The sequence below is a fragment of the Rhizobacter sp. Root404 genome, from assembly GCF_001425865.1.
In the GTDB taxonomy this organism is placed as follows: Bacteria; Pseudomonadota; Gammaproteobacteria; order Burkholderiales; family Burkholderiaceae_C; genus LMDS01.
This window is the reverse complement of the sequence record NZ_LMDS01000004.1, coordinates 522,327-544,460: the sequence shown is the minus strand read 5'-3', so window position 1 is coordinate 544,460 and position 22,134 is coordinate 522,327. Positions and strand designations below refer to the sequence as shown.

General features: G+C 69.0%; 22 protein-coding genes. 7 read left to right on the top strand and 15 right to left on the bottom strand.

Annotated elements, in window-relative coordinates:
* Nucleotides 1-11 precede the first annotated feature (11 nt).
* The 4 genes from ASC76_RS07115 to ASC76_RS07100 form a co-directional block, all read right to left on the bottom strand.
* A complete protein-coding gene (locus tag ASC76_RS07115; protein ID WP_056464335.1) occupies nt 12-863 on the bottom strand; it encodes a carbohydrate ABC transporter permease in 852 nt (283 codons plus the stop codon).
* Nucleotides 864-873: 10 nt separating this feature from the next.
* Nucleotides 874-1,734, bottom strand: coding sequence for a carbohydrate ABC transporter permease (locus ASC76_RS07110; RefSeq protein ID WP_056464333.1), 861 nt, complete (start codon nt 1,732-1,734; stop codon nt 874-876).
* Nucleotides 1,735-1,751: 17 nt separating this feature from the next.
* Nucleotides 1,752-3,143 (bottom strand): ABC transporter substrate-binding protein, encoded by a 1,392-nt coding sequence (locus ASC76_RS07105; protein ID WP_056464331.1) that lies wholly within the window; start codon nt 3,141-3,143, stop codon nt 1,752-1,754.
* Nucleotides 3,144-3,246: 103 nt separating this feature from the next.
* Nucleotides 3,247-4,194: a 2-hydroxyacid dehydrogenase gene (locus tag ASC76_RS07100; RefSeq protein ID WP_157615390.1), complete on the bottom strand. Its 948-nt coding sequence runs from the start codon at nt 4,192-4,194 to the stop codon at nt 3,247-3,249.
* A gap of 94 nt (nt 4,195-4,288) precedes the next feature.
* On the opposite strand from ASC76_RS07100, the gene ASC76_RS07095 reads away from it, so the two are divergent.
* Nucleotides 4,289-6,031: an IlvD/Edd family dehydratase gene (locus tag ASC76_RS07095; RefSeq protein ID WP_056464327.1), complete on the top strand. Its 1,743-nt coding sequence runs from the start codon at nt 4,289-4,291 to the stop codon at nt 6,029-6,031.
* 3 nt (nt 6,032-6,034) lie between these two features.
* Here ASC76_RS07095 and ASC76_RS07090 read toward each other — a convergent pair whose 3' ends face one another.
* Genes ASC76_RS07090 through ASC76_RS07070 form a run of 5 tightly spaced genes read right to left on the bottom strand, consistent with a single transcriptional unit; the run spans nt 6,035 to nt 8,529 of the window.
* A complete protein-coding gene (locus tag ASC76_RS07090) occupies nt 6,035-6,667 on the bottom strand; it encodes a LysE family translocator (RefSeq protein ID WP_056464325.1) in 633 nt (210 codons plus the stop codon).
* Nucleotides 6,664-7,299 carry a LysE family translocator gene (locus ASC76_RS07085; protein WP_056464323.1) on the bottom strand — a complete coding sequence of 212 codons (636 nt, stop codon included), beginning with the start codon at nt 7,297-7,299 and terminating at the stop codon, nt 6,664-6,666. Before ASC76_RS07085 ends, ASC76_RS07090 begins: the two co-directional genes overlap by 4 nt.
* Nucleotides 7,300-7,336: 37 nt before the next feature.
* On the bottom strand, nt 7,337-7,852 hold the full coding sequence (locus ASC76_RS07080; protein WP_056464321.1) for a DUF1697 domain-containing protein: 516 nt from the start codon (nt 7,850-7,852) through the stop codon (nt 7,337-7,339).
* 6 nt (nt 7,853-7,858) lie between these two features.
* The gene (locus tag ASC76_RS07075) at nt 7,859-8,278 is read right to left on the bottom strand and encodes a PIN domain-containing protein (RefSeq protein WP_056464319.1); all 420 of its coding nucleotides are present in this window, start codon (nt 8,276-8,278) and stop codon (nt 7,859-7,861) included.
* Nucleotides 8,275-8,529, bottom strand: a complete 255-nt coding sequence (locus tag ASC76_RS07070; RefSeq protein ID WP_056464318.1) for an Arc family DNA-binding protein — start codon at nt 8,527-8,529, stop codon at nt 8,275-8,277. Before ASC76_RS07070 ends, ASC76_RS07075 begins: the two co-directional genes overlap by 4 nt.
* Before the next feature lie 109 nt (nt 8,530-8,638).
* Between ASC76_RS07070 and ASC76_RS07065 the strand changes: the two genes are divergently transcribed.
* The 5 genes from ASC76_RS07065 (at nt 8,639) to ASC76_RS07045 (ending at nt 14,900) form a co-directional block, all read left to right on the top strand.
* Complete coding sequence (locus ASC76_RS07065; protein WP_056464317.1) at nt 8,639-11,878, top strand: error-prone DNA polymerase; 3,240 nt, start codon at nt 8,639-8,641, stop codon at nt 11,876-11,878.
* A gap of 26 nt (nt 11,879-11,904) precedes the next feature.
* Complete coding sequence (yaaA, locus tag ASC76_RS07060) at nt 11,905-12,687, top strand: peroxide stress protein YaaA (RefSeq protein WP_056464315.1); 783 nt, start codon at nt 11,905-11,907, stop codon at nt 12,685-12,687.
* Nucleotides 12,688-12,715: 28 nt separating this feature from the next.
* Nucleotides 12,716-13,570 carry a 2OG-Fe(II) oxygenase gene (locus ASC76_RS07055; protein ID WP_056464313.1) on the top strand — a complete coding sequence of 285 codons (855 nt, stop codon included), beginning with the start codon at nt 12,716-12,718 and terminating at the stop codon, nt 13,568-13,570.
* Nucleotides 13,567-14,610 (top strand): CaiB/BaiF CoA-transferase family protein, encoded by a 1,044-nt coding sequence (locus tag ASC76_RS07050; protein WP_056464312.1) that lies wholly within the window; start codon nt 13,567-13,569, stop codon nt 14,608-14,610. The genes ASC76_RS07055 and ASC76_RS07050 overlap by 4 nt, the downstream gene beginning before the upstream one ends.
* A gap of 80 nt (nt 14,611-14,690) precedes the next feature.
* Entirely contained in the window at nt 14,691-14,900 is a 210-nt protein-coding gene (locus tag ASC76_RS07045) for a hypothetical protein (RefSeq protein WP_056464310.1), read from the top strand.
* Nucleotides 14,901-14,975: 75 nt separating this feature from the next.
* On the opposite strand, the gene ASC76_RS07040 is transcribed toward ASC76_RS07045, so the two are convergent.
* The 6 genes from ASC76_RS07040 to ASC76_RS07015 form a co-directional block, all read right to left on the bottom strand.
* Nucleotides 14,976-15,464, bottom strand: a complete 489-nt coding sequence (locus ASC76_RS07040) for a hypothetical protein (RefSeq protein WP_056464308.1) — start codon at nt 15,462-15,464, stop codon at nt 14,976-14,978.
* Between the two features lie 91 nt (nt 15,465-15,555).
* Nucleotides 15,556-17,502: a S9 family peptidase gene (locus ASC76_RS07035; protein WP_056464306.1), complete on the bottom strand. Its 1,947-nt coding sequence runs from the start codon at nt 17,500-17,502 to the stop codon at nt 15,556-15,558.
* On the bottom strand, nt 17,499-17,732 hold the full coding sequence (locus tag ASC76_RS07030) for a VF530 family DNA-binding protein (RefSeq protein ID WP_056464304.1): 234 nt from the start codon (nt 17,730-17,732) through the stop codon (nt 17,499-17,501). Before ASC76_RS07030 ends, ASC76_RS07035 begins: the two co-directional genes overlap by 4 nt.
* Nucleotides 17,729-18,586, bottom strand: coding sequence for an S-formylglutathione hydrolase (gene fghA / locus ASC76_RS07025; RefSeq protein ID WP_056464302.1), 858 nt, complete (start codon nt 18,584-18,586; stop codon nt 17,729-17,731). Before fghA ends, ASC76_RS07030 begins: the two co-directional genes overlap by 4 nt.
* A gap of 1 nt (nt 18,587) precedes the next feature.
* Nucleotides 18,588-19,694: an S-(hydroxymethyl)glutathione dehydrogenase/class III alcohol dehydrogenase gene (locus tag ASC76_RS07020; RefSeq protein ID WP_056464300.1), complete on the bottom strand. Its 1,107-nt coding sequence runs from the start codon at nt 19,692-19,694 to the stop codon at nt 18,588-18,590.
* 77 nt (nt 19,695-19,771) lie between these two features.
* Nucleotides 19,772-21,361 (bottom strand): GMC family oxidoreductase, encoded by a 1,590-nt coding sequence (locus tag ASC76_RS07015; RefSeq protein WP_056464297.1) that lies wholly within the window; start codon nt 21,359-21,361, stop codon nt 19,772-19,774.
* Nucleotides 21,362-21,580: 219 nt separating this feature from the next.
* On the opposite strand from ASC76_RS07015, the gene ASC76_RS07010 reads away from it, so the two are divergent.
* Nucleotides 21,581-22,132, top strand: coding sequence for a peroxiredoxin (locus ASC76_RS07010; protein WP_056467037.1), 552 nt, complete (start codon nt 21,581-21,583; stop codon nt 22,130-22,132).
* Nucleotides 22,133-22,134: the final 2 nt, after the last annotated feature.

Here is a 22,134-nt window from a genome sequence, read left to right as displayed (position 1 = left end):
GGATTGCCCGCTCAGCTCTTCACGGCGCCGGCCGTCAGGCCGCCGACCATGTAGCGCTTGAAGGCGTAGTAGATCGCGGCCGGCGGCAGCGCGTAGATCAGGCCGGTGGCCATCAGCAGTTCCCACGGCGAATCGTCGGCCGACAGGAAGTTGCCGAGCGCGACCGCGAGCGTCACGCTGGTGTCGTTGGACAGCAGCAGGAACGCGTAGAGGTATTCGTTCCAGGCCAGCAGCAGCGCGTAGGTGCCCACCGCCACCAGCGACGGCACCATCAGCGGCAGGTAGACCAGGCGGAACAACTGCAGCGGCGAGGCGCCGTCCATGCGCGCGGCTTCATCGAGCTCGTAGGGCAGCTTGTCGGACGCCTGCTTGAGCACCCAGATGCAGTATGGCGAGGCGATCGTCACCATCGCGAGGATCAGCGCCCACTGGCTGTTCAGCAGCCCGTAGTTCCCCATGGTCTTGTACATCGGCACCGCGAGGAACGCGGCCGGGATGAAGTAGGTGAACAGCGCCAGATTCATCACCGTGCGTCCGCCGCGCACCTTGAGCCGGCTGATTGCGAACGCGGCCGAGGTCGCGACGAACAGCGTGATCGCCGCGACCGACACCGCGATCAGCACCGAGTTGCCGAGCTGCACCCAGAAGTGGTCGAGGTAGAAGTGCTCTCGCTTGAACACCGTGACGAAGTTCTGCAGCGTCGGGTGATCGGGCCACAGCTTGCCGGAGGTGGCCGAATCCTTCGGCGAGATCGCGAACAGGAACAGGTGGTAGACCGGGATGATGGTCCACAGGAACAGCGGGATCCCGATCAGCAGCAGCTTGGCCTCGGTGGTGACGGCCTTCCAGGTCTTGGCGTTCATGGCGTCACCTTCACTTCGAGAGCCGCTTCATCATGAAATACACGAGCGGCAGCACCAGCGGCATCGCCACCACGATCGACGCCATCGACAGGTCGACCTGGTCCAGCCGCAGGTAGCGAATGCCGAGCGTCGCGAGCACGTGGGTCAGGTCGGCCGGGCCGCCGCCGGTGAGCAGGTAGACGCTGTTGAAGTCGCCGAGCGTCCAGATCATCGACAGGATCAGCGAGGTCACGTAGAGCGTGCGCATCGACGGCCAGGTGATGAACTTGAACTTCTGCCAGTTGGTCGCGCCGTCGACCGACGCGGCCTCGTACTGCTCCTTCGGGATCGCCAGCCGGCCGGCGATCAGGATCAGGGTCCAGAATGGCAGCGACTTCCAGATGTGCATCAGCATCGCGAGGCCGAGCGCGAGCGTCGGGTCGTTGAGCCAGTTCGGGCCGTCGGCGCCGGTGAGCCTGAAGATCAGCGTGTTGATCACGCCCCACTCGGGGTTCAGCATGAAGCGAACCGACAGGATCGTCGGGATCGACGGCAGCGCCCAGGGCAGGATGAAGATCAGCGACAGGATCTTGATCCACCAGCGTTCCTGCACGAAGAAGCCGGACAGGATCATCGCGACGACCATCTTCACGTTGATCGCGACGATCAGGAACACCAGCGTGTTGATCACGCTGCGGAAGAAGATCGGGTCCTCGAACAGCTTGACGTAGCTCTGCGGGTGCCGCGCCAGCCACAGGCCGTAGCCGACCGGGTAGAGCACGAACACGAGGAAGACGATCACATAGGGCAGCACCAGCATGCGGCCCCAGAACTGCCACCGATCGGGGGCGCGACGCGGGGCAGTCGCGCCCGCCGAAAGGGTGGCACTCATCTTCTGTCAGCCCAGAGTCACTGCCCGGCCACCGTCTTGATGCGGGCGATCATCTCGTCCACCGCCTTGTCGACCGGCACCTTCTCGTTGAGCACGCGGTTCGCGGCCTTGGCCCAGACGTTCTCGTTGTTCAGCACCGTGAACTTGTAGTTCTTGGTGAATTCGAACGTGACGGTGCCGGCCTTGAACTGGTTGTAGACGGACAGGCGGTGCGGGTCGGCCTTCCAGAACGGGCTTTCCTGCGCCGTCTTGGTGACCGGGAACCAGCGGCCCAGCGAACCTTCGACGTACGGCGTCAGGTTCGCCTCCTCGAGCAGGAACGAGACGAACTGCTTGGCGGCCGTCTTGTTCTTGGCCTGGCTGAAGACCACGCCCGTCTTCACGGCCGCGCGGTAGACCATCTTGCTGCCGTCCGGCTTGCTCGGGAAGCCCGCGGTGCGGATCAGCTCGGTGTAGTTCTTCTTCGCGGTGGCGCGCTGCGCCTCGGACAGCGTGGCGTTGTTCATGTCGTCGAGCCACTTGGCGGCGATCGAGATCGTCGCGTTGTGCGTCATCACGGTCGTCCGGTTGAAGAAGGCGACGTTGTTGTCCGGGTCCTTCCAGCTCGTCGACGACGGCGGCGAGCAGCCCTTGGTGTAGGGCGCCGTGTAGTCGGTCAGCGTGTTGATCAGGCCCTGGCGCACGCTCGGATCGTCCACGAGCAGCTTGCCGCTGTCGTTGACGAGCTTGACGTTGTAGGCGTCCATGAACGTGAGGAACGAATAGAACGAATCGCTGGAGTCGACGCCGAGCGGCTGGCCGATGCCGAACGCGCGGCTGCCGCTCTTCTGACGGTAGGCGGGCTGCACCTTGTCGCACCAGAAGCTCCAGTATTCCTTCCAGGTGGTCGGGATGTCCGACTCCTTGAAGCCCGCCTCCGCCAGCATGTCGATCCAGTACTCGATGTGCATGGTCTGCTGCTTGATCGGGAACGCGTAGTACGCGCGCTTCTTGGCCTGATCGTTGTACAGGAAGGTCGTCTCGATCGTGTTCGGCGCGAAGCGCGTGCGGATGGGATCGATCACGCTGCTGATGTCTTCGAGCTTGCCGTCGTACGCCCACTTGGCGGTGACCTGGAAGTCGTACACGTCGGCGTAGGCCACGTCCGGCGGGCTGCCGGAATCGAGCGCGGACACGGTCTTCGGGATCATGTCCTGGATCGGATACTGCGACAGCTCGATCTTGATCTTCGGGTGTTTGGCCTCGAACTTCTTGATCGCCGCGAACAGCGCGTCGTCTTCCGACTTGTAGAAACCCTTGACCCACCAGACGGTGAGCTTTTCCTGCGCCATCGCCGGGGCGGCGCCCAGCAGGGCGACTCCGGTGACACTTGTGGCGATGAGGCCGCCGATCCAGGTCCTGAACTTCATGCGCTCGTCTCCTCCGGCATCGCCGGCTTGGTTGCTTATGGTGTGATCGTATGACGATTGAGCGATCCGGCCCTGCGGACTTTCCCGAGGCCGGCGGACACCGTCACTGACATTCCGGCACCGGGGTCAGCACCGGCTGGCCGCTGAGGCGGGCGTCGAGGTTGTTGAACGCCAGATCGGCCATCGCCCGCCGCGTCTGGGCGGTGGCGCTGCCGATGTGCGGCGTAAGCACCACGTTGTCCATCTCGCGCAGCGCCTGCGGCACGTTCGGCTCGTTCTCGAACACGTCGAGCGCCGCGCCGGCGATCGTGCCTGCGCGCAGCGCTTCGATCAGCGCGGTTTCGTCGATCACCGAACCGCGGGCCACGTTGACGACGCAGCCGTTCGCGCCGAGCGCGCGCAGCACCTCGGCATCGATCAGCTTGCGCGTCGCGGCGCCGCCGGGCGTGATCAGCACCAGGAAGTCGCTCTGCGCGGCCAGCGTCGCGGCGCTCGGGTAGTAGGTCAGCGGCAGGTCGGGCTTGGCGCTGCGCGCGGTGTAGGCGATCTTCATGCCGAAGGCGGAAGCGCGGTGCGCGATCGCCTGGCCGATCCGGCCCATGCCGACGATGCCCAGGCGCGCGCCCGACATCTTGCGGCCCAGCGGCAGCGGGCCTTTCGGCCACTCGCCGGCGCGCACGAAGCGGTCGGCGCGGCCGATCTGGCGCGCCCACGCGAGCATCAGCGCGATGGCGAGATCGGCCACGTCGTCGTTCAGCACGTCGGGCGTGTGGGTGACGACGACGCCCTGCGCCTTCGCGGCGGCGACGTCGATGCCGTCGTAGCCGACGCCCATCACCGAGATCACCTCGAGCGCTGGCAGCTGCGCGATCAGGTCGGCGCCGACCTTCGATTCGCCGCTGGCCTGGATCGCGCGGATCTTGGGCGCAACTTTCGCGAACGCCGCCGGGTCGGTCTCGTGCAGGCGCTGGTGGACGATGTACTTGGCCTGCAGCGGTTCCAGCAGGAACGGCGGCGGGTTGGCGACGGACAGGATCTCGATGTCTGGCAAGGTGGAACTCCCGGGTTTTCGACGAGGCAGGGGGCAATCGTCCTACCATATTATGTCGATCGACACGACCAGCCCATCGGGAAACCGAGCACTCATGAGCAACGATTCCAAGCCCCGGAAGAAGCCCGAAGAACTCCGCAGCCAGCAATGGTTCGGCCGCCAGGACCGCGACGGCTTCGCCTATCGCAGCTGGGTGAAGGGCAAGGGCGTGCCGCACGACCAGTTCGACGGCCGGCCGGTGATCGGCATCTGCAACACCTTCAGCGAGCTGACGCCGTGCAACTCGCACTTCAGAACCTTGGCAGAGCAAGTGAAGATCGGCGTGTACGAGGCCGGCGGCTTCCCGCTCGAGTTTCCGGTGATGAGCCTCGGCGAGACGCTGCTGCGGCCGACCGCGATGCTGTACCGCAACCTCGCGTCGATGGACGTGGAAGAGAGCATCCGCGGCAATCCGATCGACGGCGTCGTGCTGCTGATGGGCTGCGACAAGACCACGCCGTCGCTGGTGATGGGCGCAGCCAGCGTCGACCTGCCGACGATCGGCGTCAGCGGCGGCCCGATGCTCAACGGCAAGTGGCGCGGCCAGGAACTGGGCTCGGGCACCGGCGTGTGGAGCATGAGCGAGCAGGTGCGCGCCGGCACGCTGAAGCTCGCCGACTTCTTCGACGCCGAGAGCTGCATGCACCGCAGCCACGGTCACTGCATGACGATGGGCACCGCCTCGACGATGGCCAGCATGGTCGAGGCGCTGGGCATCGGGCTGCCGGGCAATGCGGCGTACCCGGCGGTCGACGGCCGGCGCAACGTGCTGGCGCGCAATGCGGGCCGGCGCATCGTCGAGATGGTGCATGAAGACCTGAAGCTGTCGCAGGTGATCACGCGCGAGGCGTTCGAGAACGCGATCAAGACGCTGGCCGCGATCGGCGGCTCGACCAATGCGGTGATTCACCTGGTCGCGATGGCGCGGCGCATCGGTGTCGAGCTGACGATCGACGATTTCGACAAGCTCGCAAGCGAGCTGCCGTGCCTGGTCAACCTGCAACCCTCGGGCAAGTACCTGATGGAAGACTTCTGCTACGCCGGCGGCCTGCCAGTGGTGATGAAGGAGATCGCGCAGCACCTGCACCTGGGGCAGATCACCAGCAGCGGCAAGACCGTCGGCGAGAACATCGAGAGCGCGCAGAACTTCAACACCGAAGTGATCAAGCCGCTGGCCACGCCGTTCAAGGAGAAGGCCGGCATCGCGATCCTGCGCGGCAACCTGGCGCCGCGCGGCGCGGTCATCAAGCCGAGCGCGGCGACGCCGGAACTGATGGTGCACAAGGGCCGGGCGGTGGTGTTCGAGGACATCGAGGACTTCCACAAGCGGATCGACGACGAGGACCTCGACATCGACGAGACTTGCGTGATGGTGCTGAAGAACTGCGGCCCCAAGGGCTACCCCGGCATGGCCGAGGTCGGCAACATGCCGCTGCCGCCGAAGGTGCTGCGCAAGGGCATCACCGACATGGTCCGCATCAGCGACGGCCGCATGAGCGGCACCGCCTACGGCACCGTGGTGCTGCACACCGCGCCCGAGGCGGCGGCCGGTGGTCCGCTGGCGGTGGTGCAGAACGGCGACATCGTCGAACTCAACGTGCCGCAGCGCAAGCTGCACCTGCACATCAGCGACGAGGAACTGGCGCGCCGCCTGGCGGCCTGGGTCAAACCCGCACCGCCGCTGGCGAGCGGCTACTGGAAGCTGTACGTGGACACGGTGCTGCAGGCCGACCAGGGCGTGGACCTGGAGTTCCTGGTGGGCCGCCGCGGCGCGTTCGTGCCGCGCGACAACCATTGAAATTCAGCGAGAGCTTCGAGCGCCTGATGCGGCGGTGAACGCGGCGAGGCCGAAGTAGACGGCGGCGCTCAGGTAGCGCCCGACGGTGCTCGCACGCTGCGACTGCCTGAGCGCCGGCGCGGCCAGGCCGGCGGCGAGCACGTAGGCCGTGTCGGTGCACGCCGCGATCGCCACGAACGCGACGCCGAACAGCGCGCTCTGTGCGATCGCCGAGCCGGCCGGGTCGATGAATTGCGGCAGGAACGCCGCAAAGAACAGCGCGGTCTTCGGATTGAGCAGCGACACCATGAAGCCGTCGCGAAGGATGCGCGCGGCCGGAGCCGCTGGCGCAGCCGCTGCGTCACCGCTCGATATCGATGAGCGCAGTGCCTTGATCCCGAGCCAGCAGAGGTAGACCGCGCCGGCGTACCGGATCACCTCGAACGCGAGCGTCGACATGGCCAGCAGCGCCGCCAGCCCGAGCGACGCGCCGAGCGCATTGCCCAGGTTGCCGAGCGCGACGCCAGCGACCGACGCCAGCCCGGCCCGCCGCCCCTGCGACAGCGTCCGGGTGACGATGTAGAGCACGCCCGGCCCCGGCGTGGCCGCCAGCACCAGGCTGGCGAGCGCGAAGGTCGCGAGCACCGGCGCGTTCAAGCGCGGCCCCCGAGCGCCAGCCGGACGCCGAAGGCGACGAACACCGTGCCGACCGCGCGGTTCAGCCACCGCGCCGTGCGCGGCCCGAGCCGTGTTCGCTGCCCGACCGCCGCCGAGAACAGCGCCAGGCCGTGCGACCAGATCATGCTGTTGACGTTGAACACGCAGCCGAGCGCGATGAACGCCAGTGCCTTGCTCGGCGCGGCCGGCTCGATGAACTGCGGCACGAACGCGAGGAAGAACAGCGCGACCTTCGGGTTCAGCACGTTGGTCAGGAAGCCCTGCGCGAAGATCTTCCGGTAGGGCAGCGGCGCGGCCTCGCCCTCGGCCGTGGTCCGACGCGCGCTGTGGGTCCACCACATCCTCGCGCCCACGTAGACGAGGTAGGCGGCGCCGACCCACTTGACGACCGTGAACGCATGCGCCGAGGTCGCGAGCAGCGCCGACATCCCGAGTGCGGCCGCCAGCACGTGCACGAAGGTGCCGCTGCCGATGCCGAGCGCGGCGGCCGAGCCGGCGCGCCATCCCTGAGTCGCACTGCGCGTGACGACCAGCATCGTGTCCGGCCCCGGCACGATGTTGAGGAGCAGTCCGGAGACGATGAACAGCGTGAGGTCGTGGATGCCGAACATGGGTTGGGTCGTGGAGTGAGTGACGCGCGTCGTCAGGTCAGGCCTGCGCGCATTTCCTGACAGTATCGAACGTGCGTGTCGTGATCGTCTTGCCGAAGCTGCGTTCGAGCAGGCTCATGAAGACCGGCCCCTTGTCGTTCGGCAGGTAGGCGGACAACACCTCTCCGCCACAGACCTTCAGGATCCGTGCGCCGTCGCGTTCGGGCGGCAGCGCAAATTGGGCGTCCGCGGGCTGCCGCAGGAACGTGACGATCCGCTTGTGCGAAGGCCCGAGGTCGAACGCCGCGAACGGATCGGACGCGATCAACTGCTGCAGCGCCAGCACCGGCCGCACGATCGTGTCGAAGCTGCGATCGAGGCCCGCGCGCATCGCCGCCTCGGCCCGCCGCTGCAATTGATCGATGGCCGCGGCGCGCGCGTCGAACACGACATTGCCGCTCGACAGCAGCGTCCGCACGTTCGTGAACCCGCCGGTCTCGAACGCCTGCTTCAACTCCGGCATGCGGGCGTTCATCGGGCTCACGCCGCGGAGGAAGGCGACATAACGGGCCATCGCGATTCAAGCAAGCCAGGGATTGATGACCGCCACGCCCACCGCCGCGAACGGGCCGGTGTCCCGTGTGGCGACGGCCAACCCGTGGGCTGCGGCGATGGCCGCGATGTAGCCGTCGGCCGCCGCAACGGCCAAGCCGGCCGCGCGAGCCTTGGCGGTCAGTGCGGCATAGGCCGGCGTGCAGTTCAGGTCGAAGGGCAGCACGCGGCCGGCGAACAGGGGCAGCACGCGCTTCTCCAGGTTCTCTTGGAGCCCCGTGCGCCGCTTGCCGGCCGGTAGCAACGCCACGCCCGCACGCAATTCGGCCACTGTGATGGCGGAGAGGAACAAGGTTTCCATCGCCTGGGCGTCGATCCACCGGATCACACGCTGCTCGGGCGCGTGGCGCAACGGCTCCGACACGACGTTGGTGTCCAGCAGGATCACTCGAAGCTCACCGGGCGGGCGGGCGCCTTGTCACGCACCTGCTCTAACACCGCGAACTCCTCGTCGCTCAGGCGGGCCTGGCGGCCCATGTCGGCCAGCAGCGAACCCAGCTTCACGCGCCCCGCGGGGTTGATGGCGGATTCGAGGATCTCGCGCACCTCGGCCTCCATGCTATGGCCGTGCTGGGCCGCACGGACGCGCAGCGCGCGGTGAATTTCCTCGGGCAGATTGCGAACGGTGAGCATGGCCATGCGGTCGCTCCTAGATGCATTCGATGCATGCATTTTAGCCACTTGCATTCATTTTGGATGGCCGCTGCGGCGGTGCGATAAGCTGTATGTTTATACAGTATCAGAGATCATGCTCGACCTGCCCGCCTACGCGGAGCTCCACTGCCGCAGCAACTTCAGCTTCCTGACCGGGGCATCGCACCCGGCCGAGCTGGTGGAGCGCGCCCACGCGCTGGGCTATGCGGCGCTGGCGATCACCGACGAGTGCTCGCTGTCGGGCGTGGTGCGGGCGCATGTCGCGGCGCGCGAGACCGGCCTGCCGCTGATCATCGGTGCCGAGATGCGGCTCACGCTGCCGCCTTCGGCCGGCGCGCCGCGCCACGCGGCGCCGGTGCCGCATGCGCGGCTGGTGGTGCTGGCGCAGACGCGGCGCGGCTACGGCAACCTCTCGCACTGGATCACCGTGGCGCGGCGGCGCGCACCCAAGGGCGAGTACCTGGCGCACCCCGGCGACCTCGAAGGGCTGGTGCCCAACGCAGCCACGCTCGCCGGCCTGCCCGATTGCCTGGTGCTGCTGGTGCCCGATGCCGACCAGCCGCACGACGAGGTGCTCGCGCACGCGGTCTGGCTCGAGCAGTGGTTCCAGGACCGCGCCGCGATCGCGCTCGAGCTGCTGCGCCGTCCCGGCGACGCCGCGCTGCGCGCCGTGGTGCGGCGCGTCGCCACCTTCACCGGGTTGCCGATCGTCGCGGCCGGCGACGTGCTGATGCACCTGCGCTCGCGCAAGCCGCTGCAGGACGCACTGACCGCCACGCGCCTGGGCGCGCCGGTCGCCGCCTGCGGGCTGCGGCTGCAGCCGAACGCCGAGCAGCACCTGCGTTCGCGCGGCCGGCTGGCGGCGCTGTACGAGCCGGCGTGGTTGCAGAACAGCGTCGCGTGGGCGGCGCGCTGCCGTTTCTCGCTCGACGAGCTGAGCTACGAGTACCCGCAGGAGATCGTGCCGCCCGGCGCCACGCCGAGCAGTCACCTGCGCGAGCTCACCTACGCCGGTGCGCCCAAGCGCTTTCCGGGCGGGCTGCCCGAGCACTACCGGCTGCAGATCGAGGAAGAACTGGCGCTCATCAAGCAGTGCGACTTCGAACGCTTCTTCCTCACCGTGGCCGACATCGTCCATTGGGCGCGCGGCGAAAAGATCCTGTGCCAGGGCCGCGGCAGCGCCGCGAATTCGCTGGTCTGCTACTGCCTCGGCATCACCGAGGTCGATCCGCGCCGCGCCAGCATGCTGTTCGGCCGCTTCATCAGCATCGAGCGCAACGAGCCGCCGGACATCGACGTCGACTTCGAGCACGAGCGCCGCGAGGAGGTGATCCAGTACATCTACGGCAAGTACGGCCGCCACCGCGCCGCGCTGACCGCGGTCGTGATCCGCTATCGCCCGCGCTCGGCACTGCGCGACATGGGCCGTGCGCTCGGCATCGACCTGCAGCGCATCGAGGCGGTCGCCAAGGGCCACAAGTGGTTCGACGGCCGTTCCATCGCGACCGACCGGCTGCGCGAGAACGGCTTCGATCCCGAGTCGCCGATCGTGCAGCGCTGGATGGAACTGACCGCGCAGGTGATCGAGTTCCCGCGCCACCTGAGCCAGCACCCGGGCGGCTTCGTGATCTCGAAAGGGCTGCTGTCGCAGCTGGTGCCGGTCGAGCAGGCCGCGATGCCCGACCGCAGCGTGATCCAGTGGGAGAAGGACGATCTCGAGGAGCTGCGCCTGCTCAAGGTCGACATCCTCGCGCTGGGCATGCTCACCGCGCTGCGGCGCACGCTCGGCTTCCTCAGCGACAAGGCCGGCCGTCCGCTGGCAGTGCAGGACATTGCCGACGACGACCGCGAGACTTACGAGATGATCTGCCGCGCCGACACGGTCGGCGTGTTCCAGATCGAGAGCCGGGCGCAGATGAGCATGCTGCCGCGGCTGCGGCCGAGTTGCTACTACGACCTGGTCGTCGAGGTCGCGATCGTGCGGCCCGGGCCGATCCAGGGCGGCATGGTGCATCCGTACCTGAAGAACCGGGCGTTGAAGGACGAGGAGATCGCGTACCCGCGCGCGCTCGAGCCCGCGCTGAAGCGCACCAAGGGCGTGCCGATCTTCCAGGAGCAGGTGATGCAGATCGCGATGATCGCCGCCGATTTCACGCCCGGCGAGGCCGATGCGCTGCGCCGTTCGATGGCGGCCTGGAAGCGTCGCGGCGGCCTCGGCCACTACCATCAGCAACTCGTCGGCCGCATGGTCGACAAGGGCTACGACGCCGATTTCGCCGAGCGCATCTTCAAGCAGATCGAGGGCTTCGGCGAGTACGGCTTCCCCGAGAGCCACGCCGCCGGCTTCGCGCTGCTGGCCTACGTCAGCAGCTGGCTGAAGTGCCACCACCCCGACGCCTTCCTCGCGGCGCTGCTCAACAGCCAGCCGATGGGCTTCTACGCGCCGGCGCAGCTGGTGCGCGATGCACGCGCGCACGGCGTCGAGGTGCGGCCGGTCGACGTGACGATCAGCGGCTGCGAGAGCAGCCTCGAGGCCGCGCCCGGCACGGTGGCGGTGGTGGCCAGTGACGCGGGTCCGCTGCCGCTGCAGCGCCTGCCGCGCCACCCGGTGCGGCTCGGCCTCGACCGCATCGCCGGGTTGGCCGCGGAGGCCGCCGAGCGCATCGTCGCGGCGCGTGCCCAGGCACCGTTCCTCGACGCCGAAGACCTGGCCCGCCGCGCATCGTTGAATGCCAACGACCTGCAATGCCTGGCGCAGGCCGACGCGCTGCGCACGCTCAGCGGTCACCGCCACGAGGCGGCCTGGTCGGTCGCCGGCATCGACACCCGGCCGACGCCGCTGCTGCGCGACAGCCGGACCGCCGAGACGGCGCTGCGGCTGCCGGCGCCGGCCGAATCCGAGGAGACGCTGGCCGACTACCGCGCGCTCGGCCTGACGCTGAACCGCCACCCGGTTGCGCTGCTGCGCGAGACGCTGGCGCGCTTCCGCGTGCAGCCGGCCGTCGTGCTGCGCGAGTACCCGAACGGCCGGCTGGCGCGCGCCAGCGGGCTGGTCACGCACCGCCAGCGGCCCGAGACCGCGAAGGGCACGATGTTCGTGACGATCGAGGACGACACCGGCACCGTCAACGCGATCGTCTGGCCGTCGGTGGTCGAGTCGCAGCGCCAGCCGCTGCTGGCGGCGCGACTGCTGACGCTGTTCGGCCGCTGGCAGCGTCAGGAAGGGCCCGAAGGCGACCGCGACGGCGCGGTGATGCACCTGGTGGTGATGAAGGCGATCGACCACTCCGAGCTGCTGCAGGGCTTGGCGACGCGCAGCCGCGACTTTCACTGAGGTGCCGCATCGCGATAATCGTCGCCATGCTGTTCCTGCTCTCGCCCGCCAAGTCGCTCGACTACGACACGCCGACGCCCAAGGCCGTCGCCAAACTCGCCACCGACCCGCTGTTCGTCGACCGCTCCGCCGAGCTGATCGCGCTGATGCGCCAACGCGATGCGGCCGACGTCGCCGAGCTGATGGACCTGTCGGACGCGCTCGCCACGCTGAACGTAGCCCGCTACGCCGCGTGGTCGCCGCGCTTCACCGCGGCCAACAGCAAGCCTGCCGTGCTCGCCTTCGACGGCGACGTGTACGGCGGCCTGCAGGCCAAGGAGCTGACCATCGCCGACCTGCGCTGGGCGCAGAAGCATGTCGCGATCCTCAGCGGACTGCACGGCCTGCTGCGCCCGCTCGACCGGCTGCAGCCCTACCGACTCGAGATGGGCACGCGGCTGCCGAACCGCCACGGCGCCGATCTCTACGCGTACTGGGGCGACACGATCGCCGAGCAGCTGAACGAGCGCCTGGCGGACGCGAAGGCGCCGGTCGTCGTCAACCTGGCGTCGCAGGAATACTTCCATGCCGTGCGCACGAAGGTGCTGGCGGCGCGCGTCGTCGAGTGCGTGTTCGAGGACTGGAAGAACGGCGAGTACAAGATCATCAGCTTCTTCGCCAAGCCGGCACGCGGGTTGATGGCCCGGCACGCGATCCAGCACCGGATCGGCAGCGTCGCCGGGTTGAAGACCTTCGACGCCGACGGTTACCGCTTCGACGCAAGTGCGTCAGAGCGCGACCGCCTGGTGTTCCGCCGCCGGGTCGACTGAGCCGCGCGGCTGCTGCAGAATCGTCGGCATGAGCGAACAGCAGCCCATGACGCCCGAACTGCGGGCCTGGATCATCGAGCAGGCGACCGCCGGGCACAAGCCCGAGGTGGTGCTCGAATCGATGCTGGCCAGCGGCTGGAACGAGGACTCCGCGATCGCGGCACTCGAGCAGGTGCTGACCGGCTACCTCGACGACCGCGTCAAGCAGACGGTCCTGCCGCCCGCGGTGCCGGTGCCCGAACCGCTGCCGAACGGCCCGCGCACGATGCTCCGCGCCCACGACCGCGACGTGCAGGTGCTGATGACGATGCACACGCCGCGCGTGATCGTCTTCGGCGGCCTGCTGTCGGACGACGAGTGCGACCAGATGATCGCGCTGGCGCGGACCCGGCTCGCGCGCTCGGAGACCGTGCAGACCGAGACCGGCGCCAGCGAGGTCAACGACGCGCGCACCAGCCAGGGCATGTTCTTCGAGCGCGGGGAGCACCCGGTCGTCGCCCGGATCGAGGCGCGGATGGCCGCGCTGATGGGCTGGCCGCTCGAGAACGGCGAGGGGCTGCAGGTGCTGCGTTACGGGCCCGGCGCCGAGTACAAGCCGCACTACGACTACTTCGACCCGGCGCACTCCGGCACGCCGAGCATCCTGAAGCGCGGCGGGCAGCGGGTCGCTTCGCTGGTCTGCTACCTGAACACGCCGACGCAGGGCGGCGCCACCACCTTCCCCGACGTGCAGCTCGACGTGTCGCCCGTTCGCGGCAACGCGGTCTTCTTCAGCTACGACCGCGCGCACCCGGCGACCCGCTCGCTGCACGGCGGCGCGCCGGTCATCGAGGGCGAGAAGTGGGTCGCGACCAAGTGGGTGCGCGAGGGCCGCTTCGTTTGAGCGCCGCGCCGCTGGACGCCGATCTGCCGCTGGCCGGCATCCGCGTCATCGACCTGACCCGGCTGCTGCCCGGCCCGCTCGCCACCCGCCACCTCGCCGAGATGGGCGCGCAGGTGTTGAAGATCGAGGGACCGGCCGGGCAGGGCCAGGACGACGGCACCCGCACGATGAGCCAGACGCCGGCCGAGCGCGCCGCCGGCGAGCCCGCGCTGAGCTTCCGCGAGTTGAACCGCGGCAAGGAACTGTCCCGGCTCGACCTGCGGGCGCCCGAGGGCGCGGCCGCGCTGATCGACCTGGTCCGCGATGCCGACGTGCTGGTCGAGGGCTTTCGCCCCGGCGTGATGGACAAGCTCGGCCTGGGCTGGGCCGTGCTGCGCGCCGCCAACCCGCGGCTGGTGATGTGCGCGATCAGCGGCTACGGCCAACGCAGCGCCTGGGCGCATCGCGCCGGGCACGACATCAACTACATCGCGATGGCCGGCGTGCTCGGCCAGATCGCCACGACCGAAAGCGGCGAGCTGGCGGTGCCGAACTTCCAGATCGGGGACCTAATGGGCGGCACGCAGGCCGCGGTCACCGGCATCCTGGCCGGGCTGCTCGGCGCGCAACGCACGGGGCGCGGGCGCTTCGTCGACGTGTCGATGGCGCACGAGGTGCTGCGCCACCACGTGCTGGCCACGTTCACGCTGCAATCCACCGGCCGTGAGCCGGCGCCGGGGCGCGATCTGCTGTCGGGCGGCGCGCCGTGCTACGGCGTCTACCGCACCGCCGACGGGCGGCATCTGGCGGTGGGCGCGCTGGAGCCCAAGTTCTGGCAGGCGCTGTGCGAGGCGGTCGGCCGGCCGGAATGGGCCGCGCAGCACTGGTCGCGCGGGCTCGCGATCGGCTCGCCGGCGTCGATGGCGCTGCGGGCCGAAATCGCGGCGCTGTTCGCCACGCAACCGCTGACGCACTGGGCTGCCGTGTTCGAGACCGCGGACGCCTGCGTGACGCCGGTGCTGACCGTCGCCGAATCGCTTGCGCACCCGATATTTCGTTGACGGCGGTGTCAACCGGCCCGCGGCAGGCCACGTTGTGACTCCCGAGCACTTGCGCTCTCATTCCTGCCAGGAACCACATCATGAAGAAACTCGCCGCTGTTCTGATCGCCTCCGCCTTCTCGATGGGCGCTTTCGCCCAAGCCGCCGCTCCGGCCACGCCGGCTGCTCCGGCCGCCGCTGCCACCCCGGCCGCGCCCGCCGCCAAGGACGTCAAGAAGGACGCGCCGGTCAAGAAGGCCCACGCCAAGAAGCACGCCAAGAAGAAGGCTGCTGCCAAGCCGGCCGCCTGAGCGACCTCGCGCCATGAACAAACCCCGCTCCGGCGGGGTTTTTTTCATTCTGGCGCCGTGACGTTCGCTCGCTGATCAGGCCCGCAGGCGAGTGTCGGCGTGCTCCGAGCCGAACGGCCGGCTGAGTTCGATCCGGCGCCACTTGCGCTGTTCCCAGGTCTGCGGGCCCTGCACCGGCCAGCGCTCGATCAGGGCGGCCAGGTCGGCGCGAGGCACCCGCATGAAGACCGGGTGCGTCAGGCCGAGGAACCAGCGCCCGCGGCGCAGTCGCAGCGGCAGCGGCGCGCGCGATTCATTGATCCAGTAGACGCAGCCCTTGTCGGCCCAGAAGGCCTGACGCTCGAAGTTGACGCGGCCCGCAAAGCCGGTGTCGGCGGGGAAGATCAGGCAGGCGTCGCCGATCTCGACGACCGCCTGCACCAGGTCGCCAGGGGAATCGCCCGAGGCGCGATGCACCAGCAGCACCCGGTCGATGTCCGGCGCATGCAGGCGATCGACCTCGGTGTCGTTGCGGTAGACGACGATGTCCTGGCCCTGCCAGGCGGTTCGCCATGATGACTTCATGTGTCACTTTCCTCCTCGCTCGACCCTAACGCGCGCACGCACGCCTGCCTGTCAGCAGACGATTCAAGGTGCAAGTGGACGTGAAGGAAAGTCAGCCCGGCAGATTTCGAATCTCGACCGGCTCGATCGCGTCGGCCGGCGCGAAGCCGAACACCCTGCCGTAGAAAAACAGTTCGGCTTCGAGCACGCGCCGGATCGTCGAAGCGCGGCGGAAACCGTGCTGTTCACCCTCGAACAGCAGGTAGGCGACCGGCAGCCCCTTGGCCGCGACCGCGTCGTACATCGCCTGGGCCTGCGAAGGCGGGACCGCCTTGTCCTCCGCCCCCTGGAACAGGATCATCGGGCTCGAAAGCTGCGTGGTGTGGTGCACCGGCGAGCGCGCGCGGTACAGCGCCCGCTGGGCCGGGTAGGGGCCGATCAGGCGATCGAGGTAGCGGGATTCGAACTTGTGCGTGGCGGTGGCGAGCGTCTCGAGATCGCCGATCCCGTAGTGGCTTGCGCCGGCCTTGAAGAAATGGCGAAAGGTCAGCGCGCTCAGCGTCGTGTAGCCGCCGGCGCTGCCCCCGCGGATCGCGATGCGGTCGGCGTCCACGTCACCGCGGGCGATCAGGAAGCGCGCCGCATGGATGGCGTCGTCGACATCGATGACGCCCCATTGCCCGTCGAGCCGCGCGCGGTAGGCACGGCCGTAGCCGCTGCTGCCGCCGTAGTTCACGTCGACCACCGCGAAGCCGCGGCTGGTCCAGAACTGGATCGACCATTTGAAGCCGGCGTCGGTCGTGCCGGTCGGGCCGCCATGCGTGATCACGATCAGCGGCGGGCGCTCACCGTCGGGGCCGCGGGCGTCGCGGTTCGTCGGCGCATAGAAGAAGGCGTGAGCGTCGAGGCCGCCCTCGGTCGGGAAGGTGATCGGCTCGGCGAGCGACAGGAAGTCCACCTCCGCGTTTGCCGCGCTGGAACTGCGCAGCACCTCGTGAGCGCCGCTGGCCAGGTCCAGGCGCACCACCGCGCTCGCCTGCGTCGGCGTGGCACCGACGAAGGCCGCGAAGTCCGCGCCGACGCGCAGCGACTCGATCGTGCAGAACGGCGTCGCGAGCCACTCGAACGCGCCGGTCTCCGGATCGAGCGTCGCGAGCCGCGTCACGCCTCGTTGGCTGACCGCGCAGACGATGCGCCCCGTCGCGTCGAAGCCGTAGCGGCTCATGCCGAACGCCCACTGCGGCTCGCCGAACTCGGCGGCCATCGGATGCAGCGGCTGCGTTGCACCGTCGCGCAGCCGGTACAGGTTCCACCAGCCGCTGCGGTCGCTGACGAAATGCAGTTCGCCGCGCGGCGACCATTGCGGCTGGAAGATCGACTCCTGCGCACCGCCGGCGATGCGCCGCGGCGTACCGAGCGATCCGTCCGCCGCCACGTCGGCGAGCCAGAGTTCGCAGCCGTCCCAGGGCATGTTCGGGTGGTCCCAGGCGAGCCACGCCAGCTGGCGCTCGTCGGGGCTGAGGGCGGGGCTGGCGAGGAAGTCGTGGCCTTCCACAAGTACGCGGGCCGCGCCGGTGTCGAGTGAGATCGACACGATCGTCGCGACCGCGTCCGCAGCGCCGGCGCGGTGGTCCTCGCGCACGGCGATCAGGCGGCGTCTGGCCGGGTCGACGATCGCATCGGCGTAGCGCTGGTCGGCGTCGTGCGTCAGCGCCTTCGCGGCGCCGGCCGCATCGACGTGGACCAGTTGCTGGTCGTCGTAGTGGCTGAAGACCGCGCCGCCATCCGCCAGCAGCGCGAACGCGCCGCCGCCGTATTCATGGGCACGGGTCCGCACGTTGAACGGCGCGGGACTCAGGTCGGCGAGCGCGCCATCGGCGGCGCGCCGCACGAGCACGTTGCGCCCTTGTTCCTGCGGCCGCCCCTCGCTCCAGACGATCTCGGACCCGCGCAGCGCGATCTGGCCGAGGCGAATCGTCGCCCCCGCGATCAGCTCGGCGGTGACGGGCGAGGGCCAGCCGCCGAACGGCAATGGGGTTTTGATGGCGGGATGGGTCATGGTGATCGCCTCGTGCGCGCTTGCTCGCGGCGCATGAACAAGTACAGGCCCTCGACCTTCTCGCGCGCCCACGGCGTCTTGCGCAGGAACTTCAGGCTCGACTTGATGCTCGGGTCGGTGTTGAAACTGTTGATCTGGATGCGCGCGCCCAGCTCCTCCCAGCCGAAATACGCGACCAGCTCGGTCACCATGGCCTCGAGGGTCACGCCGTGCAGCGGATCCAGGGTCATCCGACGCTCAGGTGCTTGGCGTGGTGCGCCAGGTGGTCGGCCATGAACGTGGCAATGAAGTAGTAGCCGTGGTCATAGCCCTCGTGGCGGCGCAGCGTGAGCGGCTGGCCGGCCGCGGCGCACGCGGCTTCGAACAGGTGCGGGTGCAGTTGCTCGGCCAGGAACTTGTCCGCCAGCCCCTGGTCGATCAGCAGCGGCGGCACGCGGGCGCCGGCCTTCACGAGTTCGGTCGCATCGTGGCGCGCCCAGGCCGCCCGGTCGTCGCCGAGGTAGCCGGTGAAGGCCTTCACCCCCCACGGGCACTGCATCGGCGCGGCGATCGGGGCGAACGCCGAAACGCTCTGGTACAGGCCCGGGTTGTTCAATGCCAGCGTCAGCGCGCCGTGCCCGCCCATCGAGTGGCCGAACAGGCCGACGCGGTCCTCGCGCGCCGGGAAGTGCGCGAGCACCAGGCGCCGCAGCTCGCGCGTCACGTAGCTGCCCATGCGCCAGTTCGTGCGCCAGGGCGCCTCGGTCGCGTCGAGGTAGAAGCCGGCGGCAGTGCCGAAGTCCCACGCCGCGTCGGCGCCGTCGACGCCGGTGTCGCGCGGGCTGGTGTCGGGCGTGACCAGCATCAGCCCGTGCTCGGCCGCATGGCGCTGCGCGCCCGCCTTGATCGCGAAGGTCTCTTCGGAACAGGTCAAGCCGGCCAGGTAGAACAGCACCGGCACAGGCGCGGTCCGGGCCTGCGGCGGCACGAACACGCCGAACTTCATCGGCGTGCCGGTCTCTTCCGACTGGTGTCGGTAGAAGCCCTGCACGCCGCCGAAGCAGGCGTGCTCGCTGAGCGTGACGATCGTCCGTTCGCCCTGCATGTCAGTACAGGACCACCGAGCGGATGGACTCGCCGCTCTTCATCAGCTCGAAGCCCTGGTTGATGTCCTCGAGCTTCAGCCGGTGCGTGATCAGGTCGTCGATGTTGAGCTTGCCGTCCATGTACCAGTCGACGATCTTCGGCACGTCGGTGCGGCCGCGTGCGCCGCCGAAGGCCGAGCCTTCCCACTTGCGGCCGGTGACGAGCTGGAACGGACGCGTGCTGATCTCGGCGCCGGCCTCGGCCACGCCGATGATGATCGAGCGGCCCCAGCCCTTGTGCGTGCATTCCAGCGCCTGGCGCATCAGCTTCGTGTTGCCGACGCACTCGAAGCTGTAGTCGGCGCCGCCGTCGGTCAGCTGCACGATCGCGTCGACGACGTTCTCGGTCGTCTTGGGGTTGATGAAGTGCGTCATGCCGAACTGCCGCGCCATCGCCTCGCGCTCGGGATTCAGGTCGACGCCGATGATCTTGTCCGCACCGACCATCTTCGCGCCCTGGATCACGTTCAGGCCGATGCCGCCCAGCCCGAACACGACCACGTTGGCGCCGGCCTCGACCTTGGCGGTGAACAGCACCGCGCCGACGCCGGTCGTGACGCCGCAGCCGACGTAGCAGATCTTGTCGAACGGAGCGTCGCTGCGCACCTTCGCGACCGCGATCTCGGGCACGACGATGTAGTTGCTGAACGTGCTCGTGCCCATGTAGTGCAGGATGGGCTTGCCGTCGAGGCTGAAGCGCGAGGTCGCATCCGGCATCAGCCCCTTGCCCTGCGTGCCGCGGATCAGCTGGCACAAGTTGGTCTTGCGCGAGAGGCAGAACTTGCACTGCCGGCATTCGGGCGTGTAGAGCGGGATGACGTGGTCGTCCTTGCGCAGACTCGTGACGCCCGGGCCCACGTCGACCACGATGCCCGCACCCTCGTGCCCGAGGATCGCCGGGAACAGGCCCTCCGGGTCGGCGCCGGACAGCGTGTAGTAATCGGTGTGGCAGATGCCGGTCGCCTTGACCTCGATCAGCACCTCGCCGGCGCGCGGGCCTTCGAGGTCGACGGTCTCGATCGTGAGCGGGGCGCCGGCCTTCCAGGCGACTGCGGCTTTGGTCTTCATGCGGGTGGTTCCTGACGGCTTGAGTTGCCGCCATTCTCACCCGAAGCGGCGGATCGAGCCCCGCGCCGCTCGGCCCGTCAGCCGCTCGCCTTGATCAGGTCCGCGGCCTTCTCCGCGATCGCGATCACCGGCGCGTTCGTGTTGCCGCCGACGATGCTCGGCATGATCGACGCGTCGACCACGCGCAGGCCCTGCACGCCGCGCACCCGCAGCTGCGCGTCGACCACGTCGCGCTCGCCGGTGCCCATGCGGCAGGTGCCGACCGGGTGGTAGATCGTGTCGGCATGGCCGCGGATGAACTCCTCGATCTGTGCGTCGGTCTGCGCCACCGCGGAGGCCGGCAATTCGCGGCCGCGGTAGCCCGCCAGGGCCGGCTGGCCGAGGATGGCGCGCATCAGCTTGAAGCCGCGCACCATCTTCACCAGGTCGTCGCGCTCGCCGAGGAAGTTCGGGTCGATCAGCGGGGCGGTGAACGGGTCGCTGCTGGCGAGCGTCAGCGCGCCGCGGCTCTTCGGTCGCAGCAGGCACACGTGGCAGGAGTAGCCGTGGCCGAAGCTCGGCTTGCGGCCGTGGTCGATCAGCTTGCCGATCACGAAGTGCAGCTGCAGGTCGGGCAGCGCCTCGTCGGGGTGGCTCTTGATGAAGCCGCCGGCCTCGGCGAAGTTGGTCGTCAGCATGCCGCTGCGCGCGCGCCGCCATTCGAAGATGCCGCGCAGCGCGTTGACGGCGCCTGGCAGCGACAGCCCGAACAGCTCGGACAGGCCCGGCGTGTCGACCACCTGCACGACGTCGACGTGGTCGTGCAGGTTCGCGCCGACACCGGGCGCGTCGTGCACGACGGCGATGCCGTGCTTCTGCAATTGCGCGCCCGGCCCGATGCCCGACAGCATCAGCAGCTGCGGCGATTGGAGCGCGCCGGCGCTGAGCAGCACCTCGCGTCTGGCCTTCAGCTGCTGCACCGCGCCGTCGACGCGGACCTCGACGCCGACCGCGCGCTCGCCTTCCATCAGCACGCGCGTGGTGTGCGCGCCCGTCATCACCGTCAGGTTGCTGCGACCCAGGTTCGGCGTCAGGTACGCCTTGGCGACGCTGCCGCGCTCGCCGTTTTTCTGCGTGACCTGGTACAGGCCGACGCCTTCCGGGGTCGGGCCGTTGAAGTCGGTGTTGCGCGGGTAACCGGCTTGCGCCGCCGCGTCGACGAAGACCGGACCGAAGCGGTTCGGGCTGCGCAGGTCCATCACGTTCAGCGGGCCGCCGGTGCCGTGCCACGCGTCGGCGCCGCGCTCGTTGTGCTCGGACTTCCTGAAATAAGGCAGCAGGTCGTCGAAACCCCAGCCGGCGTTGCCTTCGGCGGCCCAGCGGTCATAGTCCTCGCGCGGGCCGCGCACGTAGCACATCGCATTGATCGAGCTCGATCCGCCCAGCACCTTGCCGCGCGGCTGATAGCCGCGACGGCCGTTCAGGCCGGGTTGCGGCACGGTCTGGAAGGCCCAGTTCGCCTGGGTCGTCTGCGCCAGCACGGCCAGGCCGGCAGGGCAGTGGATCAGCACGCTCTTGTCCGCCGGGCCCGCCTCGACGAGGCAGACGCTGACAGCCGGGTCCTCGGTCAGGCGCGCCGCCAGGACGCAGCCGGCCGAGCCGCCGCCGATCACGATGTAGTCGAACATGCAGTCTCCGAATAGGGGTGCCCGGGGTGCGCGCGGCGGGCGTGCGTCGGTGCGGGCGGATCATATCGGCGCATCGACGCGCGACTTAGGGCGTGCTGCCTAGGTTGTCGGCAACAGGTGCCCTGCATCCGGCAGGGGCGATACGACGTAAGGTCCGTGGCGCGTCGGCTTCTGGCAACATCGCGCGATTCGCGTGGCAGCACGCCAAAGGGGATGTGGATGAACAAGATCATGTGGGCCGCCGCGGCGCTGGCCACCGGCCTGGCGATGACGCCCGTGGCGCAGGCCGCGCTCGACATCGGCGAGAAGGCACCCGATTTCACCGCGCCGGCCGCGCTCGCCGGCCAGAAGTACGACTTCTCGCTGAGCCAGTCGCTCGCCAAGGGCCCGGTGGTGCTGTACTTCTTCCCGGCGGCATTCACCGCCGGCTGCTCGGCCGAGGCGCACGAATTCGCCGAGGCGACCGACAAGTTCGCGGCGCTCGGCGCCACGGTGATCGGCGTGTCGACCGACGACATCGAGACCCAGGTCAAGTTTTCGACGCAGGCCTGCCAGGGCAAGTTCGCGGTCGCGTCGGATGCGAACAAGACCGTGATCAAGTCCTACGACGCCGCGATGATGATCATGCCGGACTACGCGAACCGCGTGTCCTATGTCATCACGCCGGACCGCTCGATCATCTACAGCTACCAGAGCCTGAACCCGGCCAAGCACGTGACCAACACGCTGGCCGCGCTGCGCGACTGGGAGAAGAAGACGCAGAAGAAGTAGCG